Source organism: Streptomyces sp. NPDC046931 (genome assembly GCF_040644655.1).
Classification (GTDB): Bacteria; Actinomycetota; Actinomycetes; order Streptomycetales; family Streptomycetaceae; genus Streptomyces.
In genome coordinates, this window is record NZ_JBEYWX010000008.1 from 250,638 (window position 1) to 271,881 (window position 21,244).

The window sequence follows — 21,244 nt, forward strand, 5'->3', positions numbered from 1 at the left end:
CATCGGCACGTTGGTCCACTCCGTGCGGGCAAGGACGGGCGACGTCCGTGCCGCGGGTGCCTGCCGGGTCACTCCTCGTCGGACGCAACCGTTTCCGGCTCAGTGGTCGGAGGGGGCGTGGGCGGAGCCTGGGTCGGCTCCGGCCGTCTGCCGACGGGCCTGTAGCCCCTCTTCCCGTTGGGGTCCAACCGCGGTCGTATTTCGGTCACTGGTCGCGTCTCCGTCTGCAGTCGCGGGAGCTACTTCGATGAAGTCGAGGCACTCCACATCATCCATCCGAATATAGAGCCCGCCGGAATCCTCCAGCGGGCGTTCGAACACTCCGGCGGCGGACACGGCCCAAGCGGTCTGCAGATACAGGTCCGGGGCTTGCGGGTAGCTCGACGTGTAGGAGTCTTCGCCGTAGTACCCGCCGATCCAACGGCCGCTCTTCAGCCGCGCTCGCACCAGGCAGTGGCTCCGACGTCGGAAGATCCAGTCCCATGCCGTGGGGGTCGGGTCATAGGTCGACCCGCTGCCTCGCGACCCCAGCCAGGACGTGAGCCACGCGGCGACAGCCGGAACGGCTATCAACAGGGTTGCCGCCGCCAGAGCCGCGACACGAGGATTCTCTGCCGCACCCGTCAGCCAGCCGTTGCGACGGTCGTAGACCCGGTGCACCAACCAAGGGCCTGCGAGCAAGACGTAGACGGTGTCGAGAGCGATGCCCGCCGTCACCGCTCGGAGTACGCGTTCACCCAGGTCTTTGTGGACCGGAGCCAGGCCGCGCGCTCGTTCGCGGACGAACTGGTAGCTCACGCCGGGCAGGACCAGGAAAAGCACGATCACTACTTGAGCGACTGTCGAGGGAGCGTGCGGCATCGGCGTGTGTCCTTCCGGATGGCTCGGGCAGCGAGCTTCTGCAGCGGATCTGGTGGCTGGAAGTCCTCTAGTATCGCGGCAACTTGCAGGTGCCACAGACTTACTGCCGTGGCACTTGTGCATCGTTGCGAAGCTGGGGGCGCCTGATGCGAGACAACCTGTTCCGGATGCGTTCCACCTGGGTCGACAGCCTCACGGCTCGGGTCTGCCGCGAACTGGGGCCCGACCCGAGCCGTTACGACATGTTCCCCTCATGGGTCGCGGACGAGCCGCCGGCGCTCGCCGCCCTGCTGGCTCGCATCGCTGCGGAAGACATCACGGGCAGCTCTCCGCAGGCCATCAGTGACCACCTCCGATCGAGCGCTCTTGTCGATTCCAGGGTGCCCGGTCCCGTGGTTGTCAGAGACCTCGTCATGCCTGTTCTGCGCACGGTTCGAAAGCGAGGTGTGCCGTGGGAACGGTGGTGGGACGTCTCCGGGTTCCATGTGCTACTGATCGAATTGTGGGCTGGACGCCGACTTTCGACCCAATCCACGGAGACGGTACGCGAGGAACTGACGAGCGTATGGTGCCTCCCGAACCAGGTCCTGGAAACCTTCCTCCGCAATGTCGCGGATCCCTACGCCTCGTTGCCGCCGGACCTCCTTCACGAATCAGCCACCGGAAGGGCGAGTGCGTGTCTGCAAGCCCTTGTCTCCGGTGGCTGGATCAAGATCAATCGGACGGAAGACGTCCTGCGAGCCAGACCGGGGCTGACTGACAGACCTGATCTCGCGGAGGTCGCGAAGCGCCTGCATCGCCGCAAGGATCTGGAGGACGCGGTAGATCGCATCAGGGAACCTTCGGCGGAATTCCTCGCGGGGCTGCGTGAAGACCTTGAGGCATGGGACGCCCAGATGTTCGAGGTCATGTCTCACCTGACGGCATACGAGCTCGCACTGATGACTTCCGGGACGGGGGACGATCAGTATGCGGAAGAGTGTCTCGTTGAGGGAAAGGGTTTTTATAAAGCCCCACTGATGGGAGACGATGCTCTCTTGTGGGAGCCGAATCCGAGCGATCTGAGCGCTTCGGTACCCGATTGGGTGGTCGAAGAAATCGTCACTTGTGGAACCCGCTTGCTTCATACGCGGGTGGGTCCTCACCCAGTCTGGCTGGCCACGGCTGAGACGGACGCTCATCTGGCATCCGTGCGAGTGTTGATGAAGACGGGAGCGCGATACGGGTTCCAAGTCGAAGACTACGGCGACGGCATCAGGATTTGGTTGCAGTTTCCCCTGCCTCCCGGCGACCCGGGCCCTCCTGTGCGCGCTCCGTACACCTACTCCCTCGCCTGGGTGGAACATGCCTGGGAACTCCTGCATCTTGCGACCGTCGGGTACACCCGCCTCAGCGTCGTCCGGCTTGTGGGCGACGGTGAAGTGAGGGCTGTGGGCAGCATCTGGCTAGGACTACCGGCAGAGTTGCTCGTCCGGTGCAAGGACGCCGCGATCACGGCGCTCCGTCGACTCATTGGCGACGAGACACAGAACATAAAGCAGAGGATGGCCCTCGAAGGCGTTGACCAGGCCGCTGAGGCGGCTTTCCAGAGCTGTGAGAACGCGAAAAGCGAGGATATTCAGGACGAACTCGCTCTCGCCTCCGACACCACTGAGTTCCGACACTTCATGTCCGCCGCGCGCCGCCTCGCCGGGACGCGTGCGCGGCAGGCCTTGCGCCTGCTAGATGGAGAAGGCGTGCATGAGGCCGAAGTGGAGCTGAAGGACGCTCTCGAAGAACGGCAGCGCACTTTGGAACTCCTCAGGGCGACCGCGGCTCGAGGGAGGTTGCAAACGGATTTTATCGGCGAAGCCGACATGCCTCTGCTGGATGAACGCACGGTTTTCGTGCACCTGATCAACCAGTTTGGGATGCTCCAGCTTGCCGCATGCAGGACTCGTGCGGGCCGCGCGCACTTCGACCTGGTTTCATGTGAGGAAGTTTCTCTCGGGCGCTCCCCTGAGTTCGTAAGGGGATGGGCAAAGCTACCCCAGGATGCTCCCGGACGTTTGTGGTATCGCGTCCTGGAACAAGCCCTCGCTGGCTGCACTGAAATAGCTGAGGCGATCGCCAAAATGGTCGCACCTTATGATTGTCGTCGGTTGATGCTCAGTCCCGCGGCCCCGCTGGAACTACTGCCGCTCCATGCCGCGACGCTTCATGCCCCGCGGACCGTGACACTGAGCGACCTTTTTGATCACGTGGCTTACGCTCCCACAGCTCGCCTCGCAACGGCCATCGACAGGTCCCAGCGGCAGCCAGCCGCGGTCGAGGTCCTTGTGGTGGCACACAGCGGTGATGGCGTGCCCGGCTTCGAGTCGATCGGCGGACCGCTCTGCGAGGCTGACCTGATCGCTGACCTCCACCACCATGCGGAGGTCCTCACGCAAGAGGAGGCGACCCCCGACCGTGCTCTGGAAGCGATGTCCAGGGCGCGGATCGTCCATGTGGCGTCGCACGGCCTGACACATCTCAACCGCTGGGCTGCTGGACTCGTGCTGCAAGGCAGTTCGCTGGGAGCGGCCACGTTGACCACGAGCAGAATCCTCGCCGAAGGCACCTTCAGCAGCGTCGACCTGGTCGTCTTGAACGCTTGCAGAACCGGCACGCACGAAGGGACCGGTCGTACCGTGCAGACCCTGCGCAGTCTCGAGTCCGCGTTCCTGGCCCGAGGAGCCAAGGCGGTCGTTTCCACACTGTGGGAGATCACGGATCTGCAAGGCGTCGTCTTCTCTGCCGTACTCCACGCCTATCTCGGAGCCGGCGTGAACCCTCACACCGCTTTCGCCGACACCACTCGATACCTCCGGGCGAGTCACTGGCAAGTGCCCTCCCATGGAGGGCCGTTGCTCTCCGCCGAGTCGGCCATCGACTCGGTACTTCCGGACTGGCGAAGCCACCTGGATCAACAGGCCGCAGAGAACCCGCTGTTCTGGGCTGCTTTCAAGATCACCGGAGCCTTGTGAACACCTTTCAACCTCGGTTTTCATGACGGCTCGTCAGTGCGATTGGCGGGCCGTTTCGGTGTGCTGGGCTGATGGTGGGCAGGGTGAGGGCCCGGCTGCTCGCGTCGGGTGTGCGCCGGTATCCACGGCTCCGGCGGGGTGGTGCTGCTCGCAGGGAAGGGAACGTGCGGTCAGCCGGGGTTCGGCAGGGCTTCGAGCCGAGTCAGGGCCTCGGTGATCACACCGCTCCATGGCCAGTGGTGGGCGAGGCGGAGGATCCGGCGGCGGCCGGTGGGGACCAGCTGAGCGGCGGTGGCAGCCGCGGCCGCAGGCGGCGGGGACCCCTGGTCGCAGTCGGGGACGGCTGACGGCAGCCCCGAGGACGGACGCCTCGGGGAAGGGTTGGTCACACGACCAACGCATGACCAACAGCGGCCGGGAACGGGCAGAAACAGCAGGTGAGCATGACCAACCCTCGCAGCCTCGAAGAGTGCTCAGAGAGTGTGTTTTCCCACCCATGAGGGCCGGGCTTGTCAAGCGTAGGCCTCGCAGGCCGACCTCTCGTATGAAGAGCGGGACATGGTGCGAGCGGCTGGGCGAACCGGCCTCGCGGCGCCAAGAGTGCCGAAGCATGCGACGTGCCGACGTGACCCGGGAGGAACCCGGCGCTCGGGCGGCGCAGCCGCCCCTCCCTCGACCGGCACTCGCGAGCGTCCTCAGGCACACGTGGGGTGTGGCGCGGCGTGCGCGTACATCCTGGATCATCGCCGACCCGGGGGAGTGCACGGCGTTTTCCGTCGCGTCGACGCGTCCCGAAGAGGCGGAGAGGTTCTCCCTGTCCGCGATGCAAGACCTGTCCGGGAAAGCATTGACCGACGCGGCGGGTGTCTGCTGAACTCCCGTTCCATGAACCCGCGCGTGGACCTGACTCGGCGGCGCCACATCGATCTGGCGCACGTCTCCAGCGCGTTTTGTTGTCGCTGACCGGGCGATCGGTTCCCGGCAGCAGTCGGTGTCGCAGTCGCTGCGCGCCGAACTGAGGCGGTGTGAAACCGCCCGCGCTGCGATGCCTCCCTCCGGGACCGTCGTATCCACTTCCTGAGGGCTCTCTGTCTCCTGCCCTTCTCGTATGAGGCGGGAGTCCGATCGCGCACGCCGACGCGGTCGCTGAGAACGCGGCTGCAGCGGCTGCCCTGCGACCACTCATTCTTCCTCCGGTCGACCTGGACTTCGGTGTGCGCCCGGTCAGTCCCGCGCAGTACCAGCCCTTTCACTCAGCTCTCCGATCCCCAGCACCCCTTGGTGTGCCCGCCTGTCCGGGAGGGACCCCTCATGTCTCTGTCCATCAGTAAGCTCACCGGCCGCATCGGCGCGGTCATCGAGGGCGTCGACCTCACGGCGCCCCCCGACCTCTCGACGGTCACCACGCTCCGAGAGGCTCTCAACGAGCACAAAGCGATCGTGTTCGACGGCGTGCAGCTCGACAACGCCGGCCAGGAGCGGGTGGCCGGGTGGTTCGGCGAGCTGACGACCGCCCACCCGAACGTGCCGGCCGCCGACGACACGACGAACGTGCTCGCCGTCGACAGTGAGACGTCCAAGGCCAACGAGTGGCACGCGGACGTCACCTTCGTGGTCAACCCTCCGCAGCTCACCACGCTCCGGCCCGTCGTGATCCCGCCGTACGGCGGCGAGACGCTCATCGCCAACGCTGCCGCGGCGTACCGCGACCTGCCCGAATCGCTGCGCGCTCTCGCCGACACGTTGCGCGTCGTGCACACCAACCAGTACGACTACGCGCGCCCCGCAGTCTCGACCGCGCAGCGGCAGGAGTACGACCGCATCTTCGTCTCGACGCCCTACGAGGCGGAGCACCCGGTCGTGCGGGTGCACCCGCTGACCGGCGAACGCGGCCTGTTCATCGGAGGATTCGCCAAGCGGATCGTCGGCCTGTCGAGCACCGACTCGGCCGATCTGCTCCGCATCCTCCAGTCGTACGTGACGCGTCCGGAGAACATCCTGCGCTGGACCTGGTCCCCGAACCAGCTGCTGATCTTCGACAACCGGATCACCCAGCACTACGGGGTGGACAACTACGACGATCACCCGCGCCGCCTCAACCGGGTGACGGTCGCGGGAGAGGTGCCAACCGGCGTCGACGGGCGACGCAGCGAGCAGCTCGTCGGCGACGCCTCGCACTACAGCAGCGTGCTGGCGGTGGCGGCATGACCGAGCTCAGCCTCAAGGCGCCGGCCGTCACCGAGCGCTCGGACGCCGGGACGACGGGCGCGCGGGAACGCGAGGTGTTCCTGCCGCGCGACGCCCGCCGCCGGACGCCGCTCAGCACACTCCGCGAGCGCCTGCGCTGGCCACTGGGCGTCTACACGACCCCGGTCGCGATCCTCCTTGCCTGGGAGGTACTCGCCCGGAGCGCAGTGGTCTCGAAGACGTACGCTCCGGCGCCGACGTCGATCGTGAAGTCCGCCGCCGATCTGTGGCAGCAGGGCGTCCTCGGCCCGGACCTGGCCGTCTCGCTGCAGCGGGCCGGCATCGGCCTCGCGATCGGTCTGACGGTGGGCATCGTCACCGGCGTGCTCGGCGGCCTGCTGCGCAGCGGCGAGTACCTGTTCAACGGCCTCGTACAGGTACTCAACACGATCCCGTTGCTCGCCGTGCTGCCGCTGATGATCGTGTGGTTCGGCATCGACGAGCTCACGAAGGTGCTGCTGATCTCCTTCGGGGCCGGCGTGCCGATGTATCTCAATTTGTTCGCCGCGATCCGGGGCGTCGACCAGCGCCTGATCGAGATGGCGCGGACGACGGGCGCGGGTACCTGGCGCCTGGTGACGCGGGTGCTGGTGCCGGGAGCCCTGCCCGGATTCCTGGTCGGCCTGCGGTTCTCGCTCGCGTACAGCGTCCTGGGCCTCGTCGCAGCCGAAACGATCAACGCCGACAAGGGACTCGGCTTCCTCATCACTCAGGGGCAGACGTATCTCCAGACCAACCAGGTCTTCGTGGGGCTGGTGATCTACTCGCTCCTCGGTCTGCTCGCCGACCAGTTCGTCCGGGCTCTCGAGCGGGTGCTGCTGCGGTGGCGACCCAGTTATGAGGCGTCATGAGCAGCACGATCGCAACAGAGCCCCGGCGGCAGACCGGGGTCGTCGTCGAGCAGGTGGTCCGTCGGTTCGGTGACCGGGTCGTGCTCGACCACCTCGACCTCGCCATCGCCGACGAGGAGTTGGTGATCCTGCTCGGCCCCTCGGGCTGCGGCAAGAGCACCCTGCTGCGGCTGCTCGCCGGACTGGACCGGCCCGACGGCGGACGCGTGGAGGTCCCGGCACGGCGCGCGATCGTCTTCCAGGCGGACCGGCTGCTGCCGTGGCAGCGGGTGCTGCGCAACGTCACACTCGGCCTGCACGGGCCCGACGCGGAGCAGCGGGCCCGCGAGGTGCTCGCCGAGGTCGGTCTCTCGGGCCGTGAGAAGGCCTGGCCCAAGGAGCTCTCCGGCGGCGAGGCGCAGCGGGTGTCGCTCGCGCGGGCGCTGGTCTCCGAGCCCGAACTCGTGCTGCTCGACGAGCCGTTCGCGGCGCTCGACGCCATCACACGGCTGCGCATGCACGACCTCGTGCGCGCCCTGCGGACGAAGCACCACGCCGCCATGCTGCTCGTCACCCACGACGTCGACGAGGCGATCGCCCTCGCGGACCGCATCGTCGTCATGAGCAACGGCCGCATCGGCGCGTCGCACGAGGTGCACCTCGGCGCCGCGGACCGTGAGGCGAGCGTCGCACGCGAGGAACTACGCGCCCGTCTCCTGGGCGACCTCGGCCTCGCCGGCCAGCACTGACCTTCCCCGGAAAAACCCTCATCCAGCACAGAAAGCGCGACAACCCATGCGAAAGAGAACCAGCAGACTCATCGGCGCCGTCGGCTCGCTCGCCCTGGCGACCACCCTCACCGCCTGCGGATCGGACTCGGACAGCACCGCGCCGCTGAGCAACGCCGTTGACGCGAGCGACGCCAAGCACCCCGAGTGGAGCAAGTACACCTTCACCGTCGGCGACAACGGCGGTGACGGCAGCCAGGAACTGGCGAAGATCACCGGCGTGTTCGACAACGCGCCCTACAAGGTGAAGTTCGCCCGCTTCACCTATGGCCCCCCGCTCGTGCAGGCCGCCGCCTCGGGCGACATCGACCTCGGCAGCGTGGGTGACGTACCGCCGATCACCGGTGCCGCGAAGGAGTACGGCTTCAAGGTCGTCGCCGTCAACCGGTCGCTCACGCCCGGCCAGGCGGTGGAGAACATCATCGTGCCCAAGGGTTCGACGCTGAAGACAGCCGCTGACCTGAAGGGCAAGAAGATCGCCGTTCCGCAGGGCAGTTCGGCCCACGGACTGGGCCTGAACGCGCTGAAGAGCGTCGGCCTCACCCCCAGGGACGCGAAGCTGGTCTTCCTCGACCCGGCGGCCGCCGCCACGGCGTTCAACACCGGCAAGGTGGACGCCTGGTCGATCTGGAACCCGCAGTCCGCGATCGCGGTCAAGAACGGCGCGCGGATCCTGGTGAAGGGTCTCCCGCCGATCGACCAGACGAGCAGCTACTACGTCGCCAGTGACACCTCGCTGAAGGACAGGACCAAGCGTGCCGCTCTCACGGACGTCCTGAAGAGGCTGTCGCGGGAATTCGCCTGGGCGGTCAAGAACCCCGACAAGTACGCGCAGGCGCTCTCGAGGGAGCAGGGCATCCCGCTGGACGACGCCAAGGCATCCCTGGCCGCCTACTCCAACCGGGTGACCCCCGTGGAGCAGTCGGACATAGAGCTGGAGCAGAAGCTCGCCGACGCCTTCCTGGAGGCGGGGCAGATCACCAAGAAGGTGGACGCCAAGTCGATCACCGACAACCTGCTGCCGGCCGGTTACGACAGCTCCAAGCTGAAGGTCACCTCATGAGCGCCGGACGGCAGCTCCACCTCAACGCCTTCCTCATGGAAGCGGGCCACCACGAGGCGGCCTGGCGGCTCCCGCACAGCAACCCCCGGGCCGACTTCGACCTGCGGCACTGGATCGAGCTGGCACAGCTCGCCGAGAGCGCCAAGTTCGACTCGCTGTTCCTCGCGGACGGCCCCGCCCTCATCGGCACCGGCGAGTTCCGGCCGCCGGGCCAGCTGGAGCCGCTGACGCTGCTGACTGCGCTGTCCCAGGCCACCAACAGGATCGGCCTCATCGCCACCGTCTCGTCGACGTACAACGAGCCGTACAACCTCGCCCGCAGGCTCGCGTCCGTCGACCACGTCAGCGGCGGCCGCGCCGGCTGGAACATCGTCACCTCGGCAGGGGCCGACGAGGCCGCCAACTTCGGCCTCGACGACCGCCCCGGCCACGCCGAACGCTACGCCCGCGCCGACGAGTTCCTGACGGTCGCCGAGGCGCTGTGGGACAGCTGGGAGTCCGAGGCCGTCATCGCGGACAAGACCACCGGACGCTACGCCGACCCCGCCCGCCTGCACCGGCTCGGCCACCAGGGCAGGTACTTCAAGGTGGCCGGCCCGCTCAACGTCCAGCGTCCACCGCAGGGCTATCCGCTGCTCGTCCAGGCCGGCTCCTCCGAGGACGGCAAGGACTTCGCGGCCCGCCACGCCGAGGCGATCTTCACCGCGCACACGACGTACGAGCGCGCCGCCGCCTTCTACGCCGACATCAAGGCACGGACCAGAGCCGCGGGGCGGGATCCCGACGGCGTGATCGTTCTGCCGGGCATCGTCCCGTACATCGGGTCGACCGAAGAGGAGGCCCGGGCGCTTGCACGGCAGTTCGACGAGCTGCGCGTCCCGGAGTACGGACTGCGCCAGCTGGCCGCCGTGTTTGAAACGGCTCCGTCCGTCTTCCGGCTCGACGAGCCACTGCCGGACTTCATCCTCGCCAGGCCGAAGCTGGAAGGCTCGCAGAGCCGCTCCGACCTGATCATCGACCTCGCGGTGCGCGAGAAGCTGACGGTCCGGCAGATCATTTCCCGGCTCGGGGGCGGACGCGGCCACTTCGAGTTCGTCGGCACACCCGAGCAGGTCGCGGACACGATCATCGCCTGGTTCGAGGGCGCCGCGGCAGACGGGTTCAACATCATGGCGCCCGCCCTGCCGTCGGGTCTGGCGGCCTTCGCCGAGCACGTGCTGCCGATCCTGCGCGGCAAGGGCCTGTTCCGCGAGGAGTACGAGGGCACGACCCTGCGGGAGCACTACGGGCTTGCGGTTCCCGCGAACCAGTTCCATGACTGACCGGCTTTCCGGGTCCGACCAGCTTCCCCTGGCTGACCCGATCGCGACTCCCGCCGCATCCACTTCCCGGAGCGGCGGGAGTCCGCCCGCGCTGCTGGCGAGGGCCTGTACAAGACGTAGATCGGTGTGAACGCGGCGTCGGGCGGGGCTGCCGTCCACCCAGGCATCCGCGATGCGGGACGGACCTCTTGACGTCGGTGTCGTGTCGGATCGACACTCAATCGGGGAATCCTAGTGAACGGGTAGGGAAGCATGAGGCGCTTTGATCCGGCCGCTGTCCGAGTGAGCCGCCCGCCTCTCCTCCTCACCTCCCGCCGCCACATCGACCTGGAGCGCGTCTGCAGCGCGATCAGGCTCCAGGGCTGAGCCGGGCCCGTCCCGCGCCGACGGCGTCCCCGTTTCCCTTGAGGGGGCGCCCTGAGGTGTAGTCCCCTCCGGTGCGCACCGGTGAGCCCTGCTCCCTCGGCCGACGTCGTTTCCGCCGCGCGTACGTCCGCGCCCGCTCCCCGGGAGAGTCATGACCGTCACACCGCAGGCCGCCCGCGTCACCGCCCAGCCCGTGCCCGCATTCCGCGGCCGAATCGGCAGGGACGCGCGCAGCGGCCACTACGCCGTTCCGGGCCGCTACCGCCTCTATCTGTCGACGGCCTCTCCCGACGGCCTCCGCATCGCCGTCGTACACAGTTTGCTCGGTCTGGACACCGTATGTCCGGCGACTTTCCTGCCGGCCGTGCCCGACTGTCCCGAGGATGGTCACTCGGCTCTGCGCCCGCTGTACGAGGCGAGTGCCCACCGGTACATCGGTCCGGCCGTCGCTCCGGTCCTCAGCGACGACTGGTCCGGACGGATCGTGAGCACTCACGCCCCGGACATCATGCGTGATCTGGCCCGCCGCTTCGGCACCGACGGCCTCTCGCTCTACCCGTGCGGCGCCGAGTCGGAGATCGAGGCCGTCGAGCGGATGTGCGCGCAGAGCATGGACGAGGCGGCTCAGCGTGCCGGTTCGGCCGACGGCGGGCAGGCGGAGCGCGACGCGGCACTCGGGACGCTGCTGGAGACGCTGGGCGCGCTGGAGCGCTGGCTCGTCGGACGTACGTACGTGATCCGTGACGAAGTCACCGTGGCAGACGTCGAGTTGTGGGTGGCCCTGGTCCAGCTCGACACCGTGCACCGCAACCACCTCGACGCCGCCGCGGTCCAGCGCATCGCCGACCACCCGGTGCTGTGGGCCTACGCCCGCCGCCTGGCCGCTCACCCGGCCTTCGGTGCCCACCTCGACCTCGACGGCATCGAACGCCGTCACCACGCCCGGTGCCGGGGCCTGGAGGCAGCCGGAGCGGCCGTCCAGATCCTGGACTGGGCGGCACACTCAGCCCATTAGGTCCTGACATCGATGCCCGAGAGTGACGCCGAGGATGACGCCCCGCTGGCCGAGGCGCTGGCAGACGGTCTCTCCCCGGAGGGAGGCCGGTACGCCGACTACCGGGTCGGCGACAAGGAACGAGTGGTCGTGTTCGCCGGCCGGATCTTCCGCTACGCCGACGACCCTCGCCGGGCGGAAGCGATTGCCCGGGGCGAGCGCTGGCGTGCCGGGGCATCAGCTCGACTGCAAGGCCTGAGGCCAGCACTCCCGGCCCGGGGCCAGTTCCACCTGGTGGACCGGAGTTGACATTCGTTCGGGCCATTGTCTTGACTACGTGCCCAGAACGGTCATGAGTGTCAGCGACAAGCCCTGGCTGGCTGACCGGCAACCCTCGCACCGCGGTGGGGTGCCCCAGGTGACGACCGGACCGATGACGTATCGGTAAGCGCGAGGCCCACAGGGCCGGAACAGTGACGGTGACGCCATGTACGCAGCTCCCAGGACGGCGACACGCCGCCCGCAGGGCTGCGTACAGCCGTACCCGAACCCCCTCGTCGCCGATCGCGCCGTCGATCTGCTCCGCGTGAACAGCGCACTGTGTACCGCACCGGGCAGCGCCCGCTGCCGGGGCTGACACCTCACCGCAGCCCCCGCATCTCCTGACCGACACCGCCCGCGCGGTGTGCCGTCGTCCTCCACGCCCCCGGTACCTCGCCGTCGTCCGCGCCCCCGCACGCCGCCGCGCTTCCGGGGTGTTCCCACCCAGCCGGAGCCCACCATGAGTGAACCCCCTGGCGCCACCGTCACCCTCCCGGAAGCGCCGACCGCCGACGAACGTCGGCAAGCCCTCACTGCCCAGCGAGTCCTGCCGCTACGGAGTCCAGGACGCTGGATCGCCACAGCGGCAGTCCTGGTCCTGGCCGCCCAGTTCGTCCACGGACTGGTCTCCAACCCCTTCTACCAATGGGACCGCTTCGGCTACTGGTTCCTGCGGCCGAACATCCTCGACGGACTCCTCATCACCCTCGAAGTCACCGCCTACAGCGCGGTGCTGGGCCTCCTCGGCGGCATCCTGCTGGCCCTGGCCCGGCTGTCGAAGAGCCCAGTGCTGCGCGCGGTCAGCTGGACCTACGTCTGGGCGCTGCGCTCCATACCGCTCATCGTGGTGCTGATCTTCCTCTACAACCTCAGCGCCCTGTACAAGACGCTGAGTATCGGTGTCCCCTTCGGCCCGGCCTTCTTCACCTTCGACGAGTCCCGGCTCGCCACCGACATGGCCGTCGCCGTCGTCGGCCTCAGCCTCAACGAGGCCGCCTACGCCGCCGAGGTCGTGCGCGGCGGCATCCTCTCCGTCGACCAGGGCCAGCACGAGGCAGCCTCCGCGCTCGGTCTGCCGAAGAGCTACCAGTTCCGGAAGATCGTCTTTCCGCAGGCGCTGCGTTCGATCGTCCCGAACTACGTCAACCAGCTCATCGGCCTGATCAAGGGCACCTCGCTGGTCTTCTACGTCTCCCTGCTCGACCTGTTCGGCACCGCCCAGTCCATGGGCTCCACCTACCCCGGCGACATCGTGCCGCTGCTGCTTGTCGTCACCGTCTGGTACCTCGTCCTGACCAGCGTCGTCTCCGTCATCCAGTTCTACGTCGAGCGGTACTACGCCCGCGGTGCCACCCGCACCCTGCCGCCGACACCGCTGCAGAGGCTCCGCACCGGTCTCACCGACCTGCGGGTCCGCATCCGCCGGGAGGCCGCCGTATGACCGCCGAGACCCTCGAAGCCCTGGCCGGCGTCGAGCCCGCCACCGTCGAGGTGCACGACGTGCACAAGTGGTACGGCACCCACCCGGTGTTGAACGGCATCGACCTGACCGTCCGCCCCGGCGAGGTCACCGTCATCCTCGGGCCGTCCGGCTCCGGGAAGTCCACCCTGCTGCGGGTCATCAACCATCTGGAGAAGCCCGAGATCGGCTACGTCAGCATCAACGGCGAACTGATCGGCGTGAAGCGGCAAGGCGACCGAAGGGAGAGGGGGGTCCCCCCGGCCGAAGGCTGGGGGAGGCTGAAGGAGCTGAGCGAGAGGGCCATCCTCACCCAGCGCGCCCGGATCGGCTTCGTCTTCCAGAACTTCAACCTCTTCCCGCACCTGACCGTCCTCGACAACGTGGCCGCCGCGCCGGTCGCCACCAGGAAGCTCGGCAAGCCCGAGGCCCTGGAACTCGCGCGCGAACTCCTCGGCCGGGTCGGCCTCGCCGACAAGACCGGCGCCTATCCACGCCAGCTCTCCGGTGGCCAGCAGCAGCGTGTCGCCATCGCCCGCGCTCTCGCGTTGCGCCCCGGAGTCATTCTCTTCGACGAGCCGACCTCCGCCCTGGACCCCGAACTCGTCGGTGAGGTCCTTGCCGTCATCAAGGACCTGGCGACCAGCGGCACCACTCTCGTCATCGTCACCCACGAGATCGGCTTCGCCCGCGAGATCGCCGACCGGGTCGTCTTCATCGACGGCGGAAAGATCATCGAACAGGGCCCGCCCTCCGAGGTCCTCGACAATCCCCGGCACGAGCGGACCCGGGACTTCCTCGGCAAGGTGCTCTGACGCGACGCACCCCTCGACTTCCCTCACCCCGCCCTCATCACCTCCAGCGACAAGGAACAGCGATGTCTGCCCACTTCACCCGACGCAGCCTGATACGCGGCATCACCGCGGCGACCGCCGTCGCCACCCTCGCCACCGGGCTCGCCGCCTGCGGTGGCGACAGCGACGCCGCCACCGCGACGGGCGACACCGCCGGCACGGTCACCGTCGGCCGGCTGTCCAACGGTGCCGCCAAGGAGACCACCCTGAAGGTCTCAGAGGTCAAGTCCATCAGCGCCCAGCTGCCCGACGCGATCAAGAAGAGCGGCAAGCTGGTGATCGGCTCCGGCACCCTGCCCTCCGGCTCCCCGCCGCTGGGCTTCGTGGGCAGCGACCAGAAGACCCTCACCGGCTCCGAGGCCGACCTGGGCAGACTCGTCGCGGCCGTCCTCGGCCTCGAACCCGAGGTCAAGCGGTTCACCTGGGAGAACCTCTTCGTCGGCATCGACAGCGGCAAGGTGAACGTCGGCTTTTCGAACATCACCGACACCGAGGAGCGCAAGCGTAAGTACGAGTTCGCCTCCTACCGCAAGGACGACCTCGCCTTCGAAACGCTCAAGTCCTCGAAGTGGACCTTCGACGGCGACTACCAGGCCCTCGCGGGCAAGACCGTCTCGGTCGGCGCGGGCACCAACCAGGAGCGGATCCTGCTGGAGTGGCAGAAGAAGCTCCAGAGCGAGGGCAAGCAGCTCACCGTCAAGTACTTCCAGGACAACAACAGCCTCTACCTGGCCCTGAACAGCGGCAAGATCGACGCCTACCTGGGCCCCAGCCCCAACCTCTCCTACCACGTCACCCAGACCGCGAGCACCCCCGACGCGACCAGGATCGCGGGCCAGTACTCCGGTGCCGGCGCGAGCCTCCAGGGGCTGATCGCGGCCACCGCGAAGAAGGGCAGCGGCCTGGCCAAGCCCCTCACCGACGCGATCAACCACCTGATCGAGAACGGCCAGTACGCCAAGTGGCTCGCCGCCTGGAACCTCTCCCACGACGCCGTCGCCAAGTCCGAGGTCAACCCGCCCGGACTGCCGCTCGACAACTCCTGACCACCGGGTGCCGGGGACTCCACCTCCGCCCGCGGTGGAGTCCCCGCGCGCCGGACACCCGAGCCGCCCACGGAGACCGCCACGCCATGTCCGTCACCACCCTCGACGCCGGCCCCTCGCACATCCTGGACAATCCCGCCTGGGCCGCGCTCACCGGCCCCCACGCCCACTTCGCCCAACGCATAGGCCATGCCGCCCGCTACCACGAGGACGTGGCCCCCTTCCACGCCGTTTCCGACGAGGACGACCCGCGCGCCTGGGCCGACCTCGCCGCGCTCGTCGGCCCTGGCGGCACCGCCTCGGTGCGGGGCGTCACGGAGGTTCCGGAGGGCTGGGAGATCGTGCGCACCGGACACGGCGTCCAGCTCCTGGACACCGGTGTGCGCGCGGAGCCCGACAGGGAGGCCGTACGGCTCGGCCCCGACGACGTGCCCGAAATCCTCGACCTGGTCGCCCGCACCCAGCCGGGGCCCTATCTGCCCCGCACCGTCGAAATGGGCACCTACCTCGGCATCCGCCACCAGGGCCGGCTGATCGCCCTGGCCGGCGAGCGGCTGCACCCGCCCGGCTGGACGGAGATCAGCGCCGTGTGCACCGATCCGGACCACCGCGGCCGGGGCCTGGCCACCCGCCTCGTCCGCGCGGTCGCCGCCGGCATCAAGGAACGCGGTGAACGCCCCTTTCTGCACGCCGTGGCCACCAACGCGAACGCGATCCGGCTGTACGAGTCGATCGGCTTCACCCTGCGCCGACGTACGGTCTTCTCGCTCGTACGGCACACCGGCGCCGCCGTTCTGGAAGAAACGGCATAGCTGTGCCGTTGTGCTTGCAGAAGGCGACTGCCCGGACCGTTCGGACGGAGGTGCGACACGTGACGCGTGTACGCCGCGCCGTCCGCCTCCACTCCCGGCCCCACATCGACCTGCAGCGCGTGGCCGGCTCCCTCTGTAGCTCCTGACCCTCCCCCAGCCTTCGGCCGGGGGACCCCCATCTCCCTGCGGTCGCCCAGCGCCGTGCGCCCCGATTCCCGTGGGCCGGCGATCTCGTACGGACCTTCAGGAAGGCATCCATCCGTGTCCACTTCTCCTTCGCTGCACCTTGCCGTCGCCCTCGACGGCACCGGCTGGCACCCCGCCTCCTGGCGTGAGCAGGTCGCCCGTCCCCGGGACCTGTTCACCGCCGGATACTGGGCCGACCTGGTCGCCGAGGCCGAGCGCGGCCTGCTCGACTTCGTCACCTTCGAGGACGGACTCGGCCTGCAGTCCTCGCTCCCCCAGTCTCGGCTTCGCTCGACCGGGGGGACCCCCATCGGCGCGTTGGACGGCCGCACCGACCAGGTCCGCGGCCGCCTGGACGCCGTACTGATCGCGTCCCGCATCGCACCCCTCACCCGGCACATCGGTCTGGTGCCGACCGTGATCACCACTCACACGGAGCCGTTCCACATCTCCAAGGCGATCGCCACCCTCGACTACGTCAGCACCGGCCGGGCCGGCCTGCGGGTGCAGATCACCGCTCGCCCGCACGAGGCCGACCACTTCGGCCGCCGCACCTTCCCGCCGCTGAGCCCGGAGGAGTTGCGCACCCCGGCCGGACAGCAGCGGCTGACCGACCTGTTCGACGAGGCCGCCGACTACGTCGAGGTCGTGCGCCGGCTCTGGGACAGCTGGGAGGACGACGCCGAGATCCGGGACGTGGCCACCGGCCGCTTCATCGACCGGGACAAACTGCACTACATCGACTTCGAGGGCAAGTACTTCAGCGTCAAGGGACCCTCCATCACTCCACGCCCGCCCCAGGGCCAGCCGCCGGTCACCGCTCTCGCCCACCAGACCGTCCCGTACCGGCTGGTGGCCCGCCAAGCCGACGTCGGCTACGTCACCCCGCACGACGCCGAGCAGGCCCGCGCGATCGTCGCCGAGATCCGCGCCGAGCAGGAGGCGGCCGGGCGGGCCGGTGAACTCCTGCACGTCTTCGGTGACCTGGTGGTCTTCCTGGACGCCGAGCAGGCCGCCGCGGAGGACCGGCGCGCACGCCTCGACGCCCTCGCGGGGGAGCCGTACACCAGCGACGCCCGCATCTTCGCCGGTACCCCCGCCCAACTCGCCGATCTGCTCCTGGAACTCCACAGCGCCGGGCTGACCGGCTTCCGCTTGCGCCCCGCCGTCGCCGGGCAAGACCTGCCGGCCATCACCCGCGGCCTGGTCCCCGAGCTCCAGCGTCGGCGCGCCTTCCGCACCGCCTACGAGGCCGACACCCTGCGCGGCCTGCTGGGCCTGTCCCGCCCCGCCAACCGCTACGCCCCCAGGCTCTCGGCTTCGCTCGAGCCCGGGGGGACCCCGATCGCCTGAGCCGGAAGGACCGCACCCACCATGAGCAAGCCGCTGAAGCAGATCCACCTGGCCGCGCACTTCCCCGGCGTCAACAACACCACCGTGTGGAGCGATCCGCGCGCCGGCAGCCATATCGAGTTCAGCTCCTTCGTCCACTTCGCGCAGACCGCCGAACGCGCCAAGTTCGACTTCCTCTTCCTGGCCGAGGGCCTGCGCCTGCGCGAACAGGGCGGTCAGATATACGACCTGGACGTCGTCGGCCGGCCCGACACCTTCACCGTGCTCGCCGCGCTCGCCGCCGTCACCGAGCATCTGGGCCTGACCGGCACCATCAACTCCACGTTCAACGAGCCGTACGAGGTGGCCCGCCAGTTCGCCAGCCTCGACCATCTCTCCGGCGGTCGTTCCGCGTGGAACGTGGTCACCTCCTGGGACGCCTTCACCGGCGAGAACTTCCGCCGCGGCGGCTTCCTGCCGCAGGAGGAGCGCTACTCCCGTGCCAAGGAGTTCCTGGCCACGGCGAACGAGCTCTTCGACTCCTGGCACGGTGACGAGATCGTCGCCGACCAGGAGACCGGAATCTTCCTGCGCGATGCCAAGGCGGGCTCGTTCGTCCACACGGGGAAACACTTCGACATCCGTGGTCAGTTCAACGTTCCGCGCTCCCCGCAGGGCCGCCCGGTGATCTTCCAGGCCGGCGACTCCGAGGAGGGCCGTGAGTTCGCCGCGGCCAGCGCCGACGCCATCTTCAGCCGGTACGCGACTTTGAAGGAGGGCCAGGCGTTCTACACGGACGTCAAGTCGCGGCTTGCCAGGTACGGCCGCCGCACCGACCAGCTCCTCATCCTCCCCGCCGCGACCTTCGTGCTCGGCGACACCGACCAGGAGGCCGCCGAACTCGCCCGCGAGGTGCGCCGGCAGCAGGTCAGCGGCGCCACTGCCATCAAGCACCTGGAGTTCGTCTGGAACCGGGACCTGTCGGCGTACGACCCGGAGGGGCCGCTGCCCGACGTCGACCCCGTGGTGAGTGAGGAGCACATATCGCGGGGCCGCGCCCAGGTGCGGATGTACCGGGACCCGATCGCCGTCGCCCGCGAGTGGCGGCAGCTCGCCGAGGCCAACAAGTGGTCCATCCGCGACCTGGTCATCAACACCGGCAACCGGCAGACCTTCGTCGGCTCCGCGGCCACCGTCGCGCACACCATCAACGACTTCGTGCAGGCCGACGTCTCCGACGGCTTCATCCTCGTCCCGCACATCACCCCCGGCGGCCTCGACCCCTTCGCCGACAAGGTCGTCCCGCTCCTGCAGGAACGGGGCGTCTTCCGCACCGACTACGAGGGCACGACCCTGCGCCACCACCTCGGCCTCGCCCTCCCCCACTCTCGGCTTCGCTCGAGCGGGGGGACCCCCATGGACGGCCTGCGGGGCGACCAGCGGGTGGCTTCGTGAAATTCCTGGCCATCACACTCATCGTGCACCGCCCGGACCCCGTCACCGGGATACAGAAGCCGACCCATGACCGCTTCCGCGAGGTCCTCGACAGCGCCCTGCTGGCCGAGGAGTTGGGCTTTGACGGCTTCGGTGTGGGGGAGCGGCACGAGCGGCCGTTCCTCTCCTCGTCCCCGACCGTCGTACTCAGCCATGTGGCCGCCCTGACGAAGCGGATCCGCCTGTTCACGGCCGTCACGACGCTCAGCCTGCTGGACCCGGTCCGGGCATACGAGGACTACGCCACGCTGGATCACCTGTCCGACGGGCGCCTGGACCTGATCATCGGCAAGGGCAACGGCGCCGCCCAGCGTGACCTGTTCCACGTCACGCCGGAGGACCAGTGGGACCGCAACGCCGAGAGCTACGAGGTCTTTCGCAAGCTGTGGCGTCAGGACAAGGTCACCGCCGCCACCCGCTTCCGTCCCCCGCTGACCGAAGCCGAGGTGTGGCCACGGCCGTACCAGCGGCCGATCCGGGTCTGGCACGGCAGCGCCACCAGCAAGGAGTCGGTCGACCTGGCCGCCCGCTACGGCGATCCGCTGTTCTCGGCGAACGTCACCCACCCCATCGAGCCGTACGCCGAGTTGGTCCGCTACTACCGGCAGCAGTGGGACCACTACGGTCACGACCCGGCACGGATCGCCGTCGGCGCCGGCACCGCGGGCATCTGCGTCGCGTCCACCTCGCAGGAGGCACTGGCCGCGTACCGGCCGGTCTTCGAGGCCAACCTGGCGTTCTTCAAGAAGGCCGGCCTGCCGGTCGTCTTCGAGACCCTGGAGGACTTCGCCGAACGCAGCTCCGCCCTGATCGGCAGCCCGCAACAGGTCATCGACAAGGTGCACCGCTACCACGAACAGTTCGGGCACACCGTGCTCCACCTGCACGCCGACGCGAGCGGGCTGACGGAATCCCGGCACCGTGCCTCCCTCGAGCTGTTCCAGTCCAAGGTCGCCCCCGTGCTGCGCCACGAGATCCCGGACCCGCCGTTCGCATGGGGACCCGTGCTTCCGGCACCACCGCTCACCCAGGAGTCCGCCCATGTCTGACATCCCCCTCGGCATCCTCGACCTGGTCCCGATCCCGTCGGGCTCGACGGCAGCCGACGCCCTGCGCAACTCCATCGACCTCGCACAGCAGGCCGAGCGCTTCGGATACGCCCGCTACTGGTTCGCCGAGCACCACCTCAATCCGGGTGTGGCAGGTACCTCCCCGGCGGTCGTCCTGGCCCTGACCGCATCCGCCACCTCCACCATCCGGCTCGGCTCCGGGGCCGTGCAGCTCGGGCACCGCACGGCGCTGTCCACCGTGGAGGAGTTCGGCCTGCTCGACGCGCTGCACCCGGGCCGCTTCGATCTGGGCCTGGGCCGCTCGGGCGGCCGCCCGCCGAAAGAGCCGGCCGCACCGTTGCCGACGGCGACCCCGGTCGTCGACGGCCGCACCCCGAACGGCCTGCTGATCCCGCCCCGCTTCTCCTTCGAGCATCTGCTCGGCTCACCCCGCATCGCGCTGCAGCGCAGGCTGCTTCTGCTGCCGGGCGCCGAGTCACAGGACTACGCCGATCAGATCGACGACATCCTCGCCCTGCTCGCCGGCACCTACCGCTCCCCGGAGGGCGTCGAGGCGCACGTCGTGCCGGGGGAGGGCGCCGACGTGGAGGTGTGGATCCTGGGCAGCAGCGGTGGTCAGAGCGCCGCTGTCGCGGGCCGCAACGGTCTGCGGTTCGCGGCGAACTACCACGTCAGCCCGGCCACGGTCCTGGAGGCGGTGGAGGGTTACCGCGCCTTCTTCCAGCCATCCCAGTTCCTCGACAAGCCGTACGTCAGCGTCTCGGCGGACGTCGTCGTCGCCGAGAACGACGCCACCGCCCGCACGCTCGCCACCGGCTACGGCCTGTGGGTGCGCAGCATCCGCACCGCCGAGGGCGCCATCGAGTTCCCGACGCCGGACGAAGCGCGTGCCCACACCTGGACCGACGAGGACCGGTCCCTCGTCCAGGACCGCCTCGACACCCAGTTCGTCGGCTCACCGGGCCGGGTGGCCGACCAGCTGGAACAGCTCCAGGAGGCCACGGGCGCGGACGAGTTGCTCATCACGACGATCACCCACGACCATGCCGACCGGGTCCGCTCGTACGAACTGCTCGCGGAGGAATGGCGCGGACGGGGGCACTCCTTGCAGCCGAGCTGACGTTGGGGTGACCTCACCGGCCGACTGCACGCGACCGCTTCGGCGCGGCCCGTCTCGTCTCCGCGCCGACAGCG

Annotated in this window: 19 protein-coding genes and 1 riboswitch; of the genes, 17 read left to right on the plus strand and 2 right to left on the minus strand. The window is 68.9% G+C overall.

Features of this window, described 5'->3' with window-relative positions; genetic code table 11:
• Positions 1 to 99: 99 nt before the first annotated feature.
• Complete coding sequence (locus ABZ876_RS17580) at positions 100 to 861, minus strand: DUF6338 family protein (RefSeq protein ID WP_361781217.1); 762 nt, start codon at positions 859 to 861, stop codon at positions 100 to 102.
• Positions 862 to 1,007: 146 nt separating this feature from the next.
• On the opposite strand from ABZ876_RS17580, the gene ABZ876_RS17585 reads away from it, so the two are divergent.
• Positions 1,008 to 3,866 (plus strand): CHAT domain-containing protein, encoded by a 2,859-nt coding sequence (locus ABZ876_RS17585; RefSeq protein WP_361781220.1) that lies wholly within the window; start codon positions 1,008 to 1,010, stop codon positions 3,864 to 3,866.
• A 170-nt stretch (positions 3,867 to 4,036) separates the two neighbouring features.
• On the opposite strand, the gene ABZ876_RS17590 is transcribed toward ABZ876_RS17585, so the two are convergent.
• Positions 4,037 to 4,255 (minus strand): hypothetical protein, encoded by a 219-nt coding sequence (locus tag ABZ876_RS17590; RefSeq protein WP_361781353.1) that lies wholly within the window; start codon positions 4,253 to 4,255, stop codon positions 4,037 to 4,039.
• 922 nt (positions 4,256 to 5,177) lie between these two features.
• On the opposite strand from ABZ876_RS17590, the gene ABZ876_RS17595 reads away from it, so the two are divergent.
• The 16 genes from ABZ876_RS17595 (at position 5,178) to ABZ876_RS17670 (ending at position 21,170) form a co-directional block, all read left to right on the plus strand.
• Positions 5,178 to 6,074 (plus strand): TauD/TfdA family dioxygenase, encoded by an 897-nt coding sequence (locus ABZ876_RS17595; RefSeq protein ID WP_361781223.1) that lies wholly within the window; start codon positions 5,178 to 5,180, stop codon positions 6,072 to 6,074.
• Positions 6,071 to 6,964 (plus strand): ABC transporter permease, encoded by an 894-nt coding sequence (locus tag ABZ876_RS17600; protein WP_361781226.1) that lies wholly within the window; start codon positions 6,071 to 6,073, stop codon positions 6,962 to 6,964. Before ABZ876_RS17595 ends, ABZ876_RS17600 begins: the two co-directional genes overlap by 4 nt.
• The gene (locus tag ABZ876_RS17605; RefSeq protein WP_361781229.1) at positions 6,961 to 7,692 is read left to right on the plus strand and encodes an ABC transporter ATP-binding protein; all 732 of its coding nucleotides are present in this window, start codon (positions 6,961 to 6,963) and stop codon (positions 7,690 to 7,692) included. Before ABZ876_RS17600 ends, ABZ876_RS17605 begins: the two co-directional genes overlap by 4 nt.
• 46 nt (positions 7,693 to 7,738) lie before the next feature.
• Positions 7,739 to 8,794, plus strand: a complete 1,056-nt coding sequence (locus ABZ876_RS17610; RefSeq protein ID WP_361781232.1) for an aliphatic sulfonate ABC transporter substrate-binding protein — start codon at positions 7,739 to 7,741, stop codon at positions 8,792 to 8,794.
• On the plus strand, positions 8,791 to 10,116 hold the full coding sequence (locus tag ABZ876_RS17615) for an LLM class flavin-dependent oxidoreductase (protein ID WP_361781235.1): 1,326 nt from the start codon (positions 8,791 to 8,793) through the stop codon (positions 10,114 to 10,116). Before ABZ876_RS17610 ends, ABZ876_RS17615 begins: the two co-directional genes overlap by 4 nt.
• 517 nt (positions 10,117 to 10,633) lie before the next feature.
• A complete protein-coding gene (locus tag ABZ876_RS17620; protein ID WP_361781238.1) occupies positions 10,634 to 11,497 on the plus strand; it encodes a glutathione S-transferase C-terminal domain-containing protein in 864 nt (287 codons plus the stop codon).
• Positions 11,498 to 11,509: 12 nt separating this feature from the next.
• The gene (locus tag ABZ876_RS17625; RefSeq protein ID WP_361781241.1) at positions 11,510 to 11,785 is read left to right on the plus strand and encodes a hypothetical protein; all 276 of its coding nucleotides are present in this window, start codon (positions 11,510 to 11,512) and stop codon (positions 11,783 to 11,785) included.
• A 39-nt stretch (positions 11,786 to 11,824) separates the two neighbouring features.
• Positions 11,825 to 11,933, plus strand: a riboswitch (SAM riboswitch).
• Positions 11,934 to 12,257: 324 nt separating this feature from the next.
• Positions 12,258 to 13,238, plus strand: coding sequence for an amino acid ABC transporter permease (locus ABZ876_RS17630; RefSeq protein ID WP_361781244.1), 981 nt, complete (start codon positions 12,258 to 12,260; stop codon positions 13,236 to 13,238).
• Entirely contained in the window at positions 13,235 to 14,071 is an 837-nt protein-coding gene (locus tag ABZ876_RS17635; protein ID WP_361781247.1) for an amino acid ABC transporter ATP-binding protein, read from the plus strand. The genes ABZ876_RS17630 and ABZ876_RS17635 overlap by 4 nt, the downstream gene beginning before the upstream one ends.
• 62 nt (positions 14,072 to 14,133) lie before the next feature.
• Positions 14,134 to 15,156, plus strand: coding sequence for a transporter substrate-binding domain-containing protein (locus ABZ876_RS17640; RefSeq protein WP_361781250.1), 1,023 nt, complete (start codon positions 14,134 to 14,136; stop codon positions 15,154 to 15,156).
• A gap of 86 nt (positions 15,157 to 15,242) precedes the next feature.
• Entirely contained in the window at positions 15,243 to 15,968 is a 726-nt protein-coding gene (locus ABZ876_RS17645) for a GNAT family N-acetyltransferase (RefSeq protein ID WP_361781253.1), read from the plus strand.
• 59 nt (positions 15,969 to 16,027) lie between these two features.
• Entirely contained in the window at positions 16,028 to 16,114 is an 87-nt protein-coding gene (locus ABZ876_RS17650) for a putative leader peptide (RefSeq protein ID WP_361781344.1), read from the plus strand.
• 115 nt (positions 16,115 to 16,229) lie between these two features.
• Complete coding sequence (locus ABZ876_RS17655; RefSeq protein WP_361781256.1) at positions 16,230 to 17,507, plus strand: LLM class flavin-dependent oxidoreductase; 1,278 nt, start codon at positions 16,230 to 16,232, stop codon at positions 17,505 to 17,507.
• A gap of 21 nt (positions 17,508 to 17,528) precedes the next feature.
• Positions 17,529 to 18,941 carry an NtaA/DmoA family FMN-dependent monooxygenase gene (locus tag ABZ876_RS17660; protein ID WP_361781258.1) on the plus strand — a complete coding sequence of 471 codons (1,413 nt, stop codon included), beginning with the start codon at positions 17,529 to 17,531 and terminating at the stop codon, positions 18,939 to 18,941.
• Positions 18,938 to 20,029, plus strand: a complete 1,092-nt coding sequence (locus ABZ876_RS17665) for an LLM class flavin-dependent oxidoreductase (RefSeq protein WP_361781261.1) — start codon at positions 18,938 to 18,940, stop codon at positions 20,027 to 20,029. The genes ABZ876_RS17660 and ABZ876_RS17665 overlap by 4 nt, the downstream gene beginning before the upstream one ends.
• Entirely contained in the window at positions 20,022 to 21,170 is a 1,149-nt protein-coding gene (locus tag ABZ876_RS17670) for an LLM class flavin-dependent oxidoreductase (protein WP_361781264.1), read from the plus strand. The genes ABZ876_RS17665 and ABZ876_RS17670 overlap by 8 nt, the downstream gene beginning before the upstream one ends.
• Positions 21,171 to 21,244: the final 74 nt, after the last annotated feature.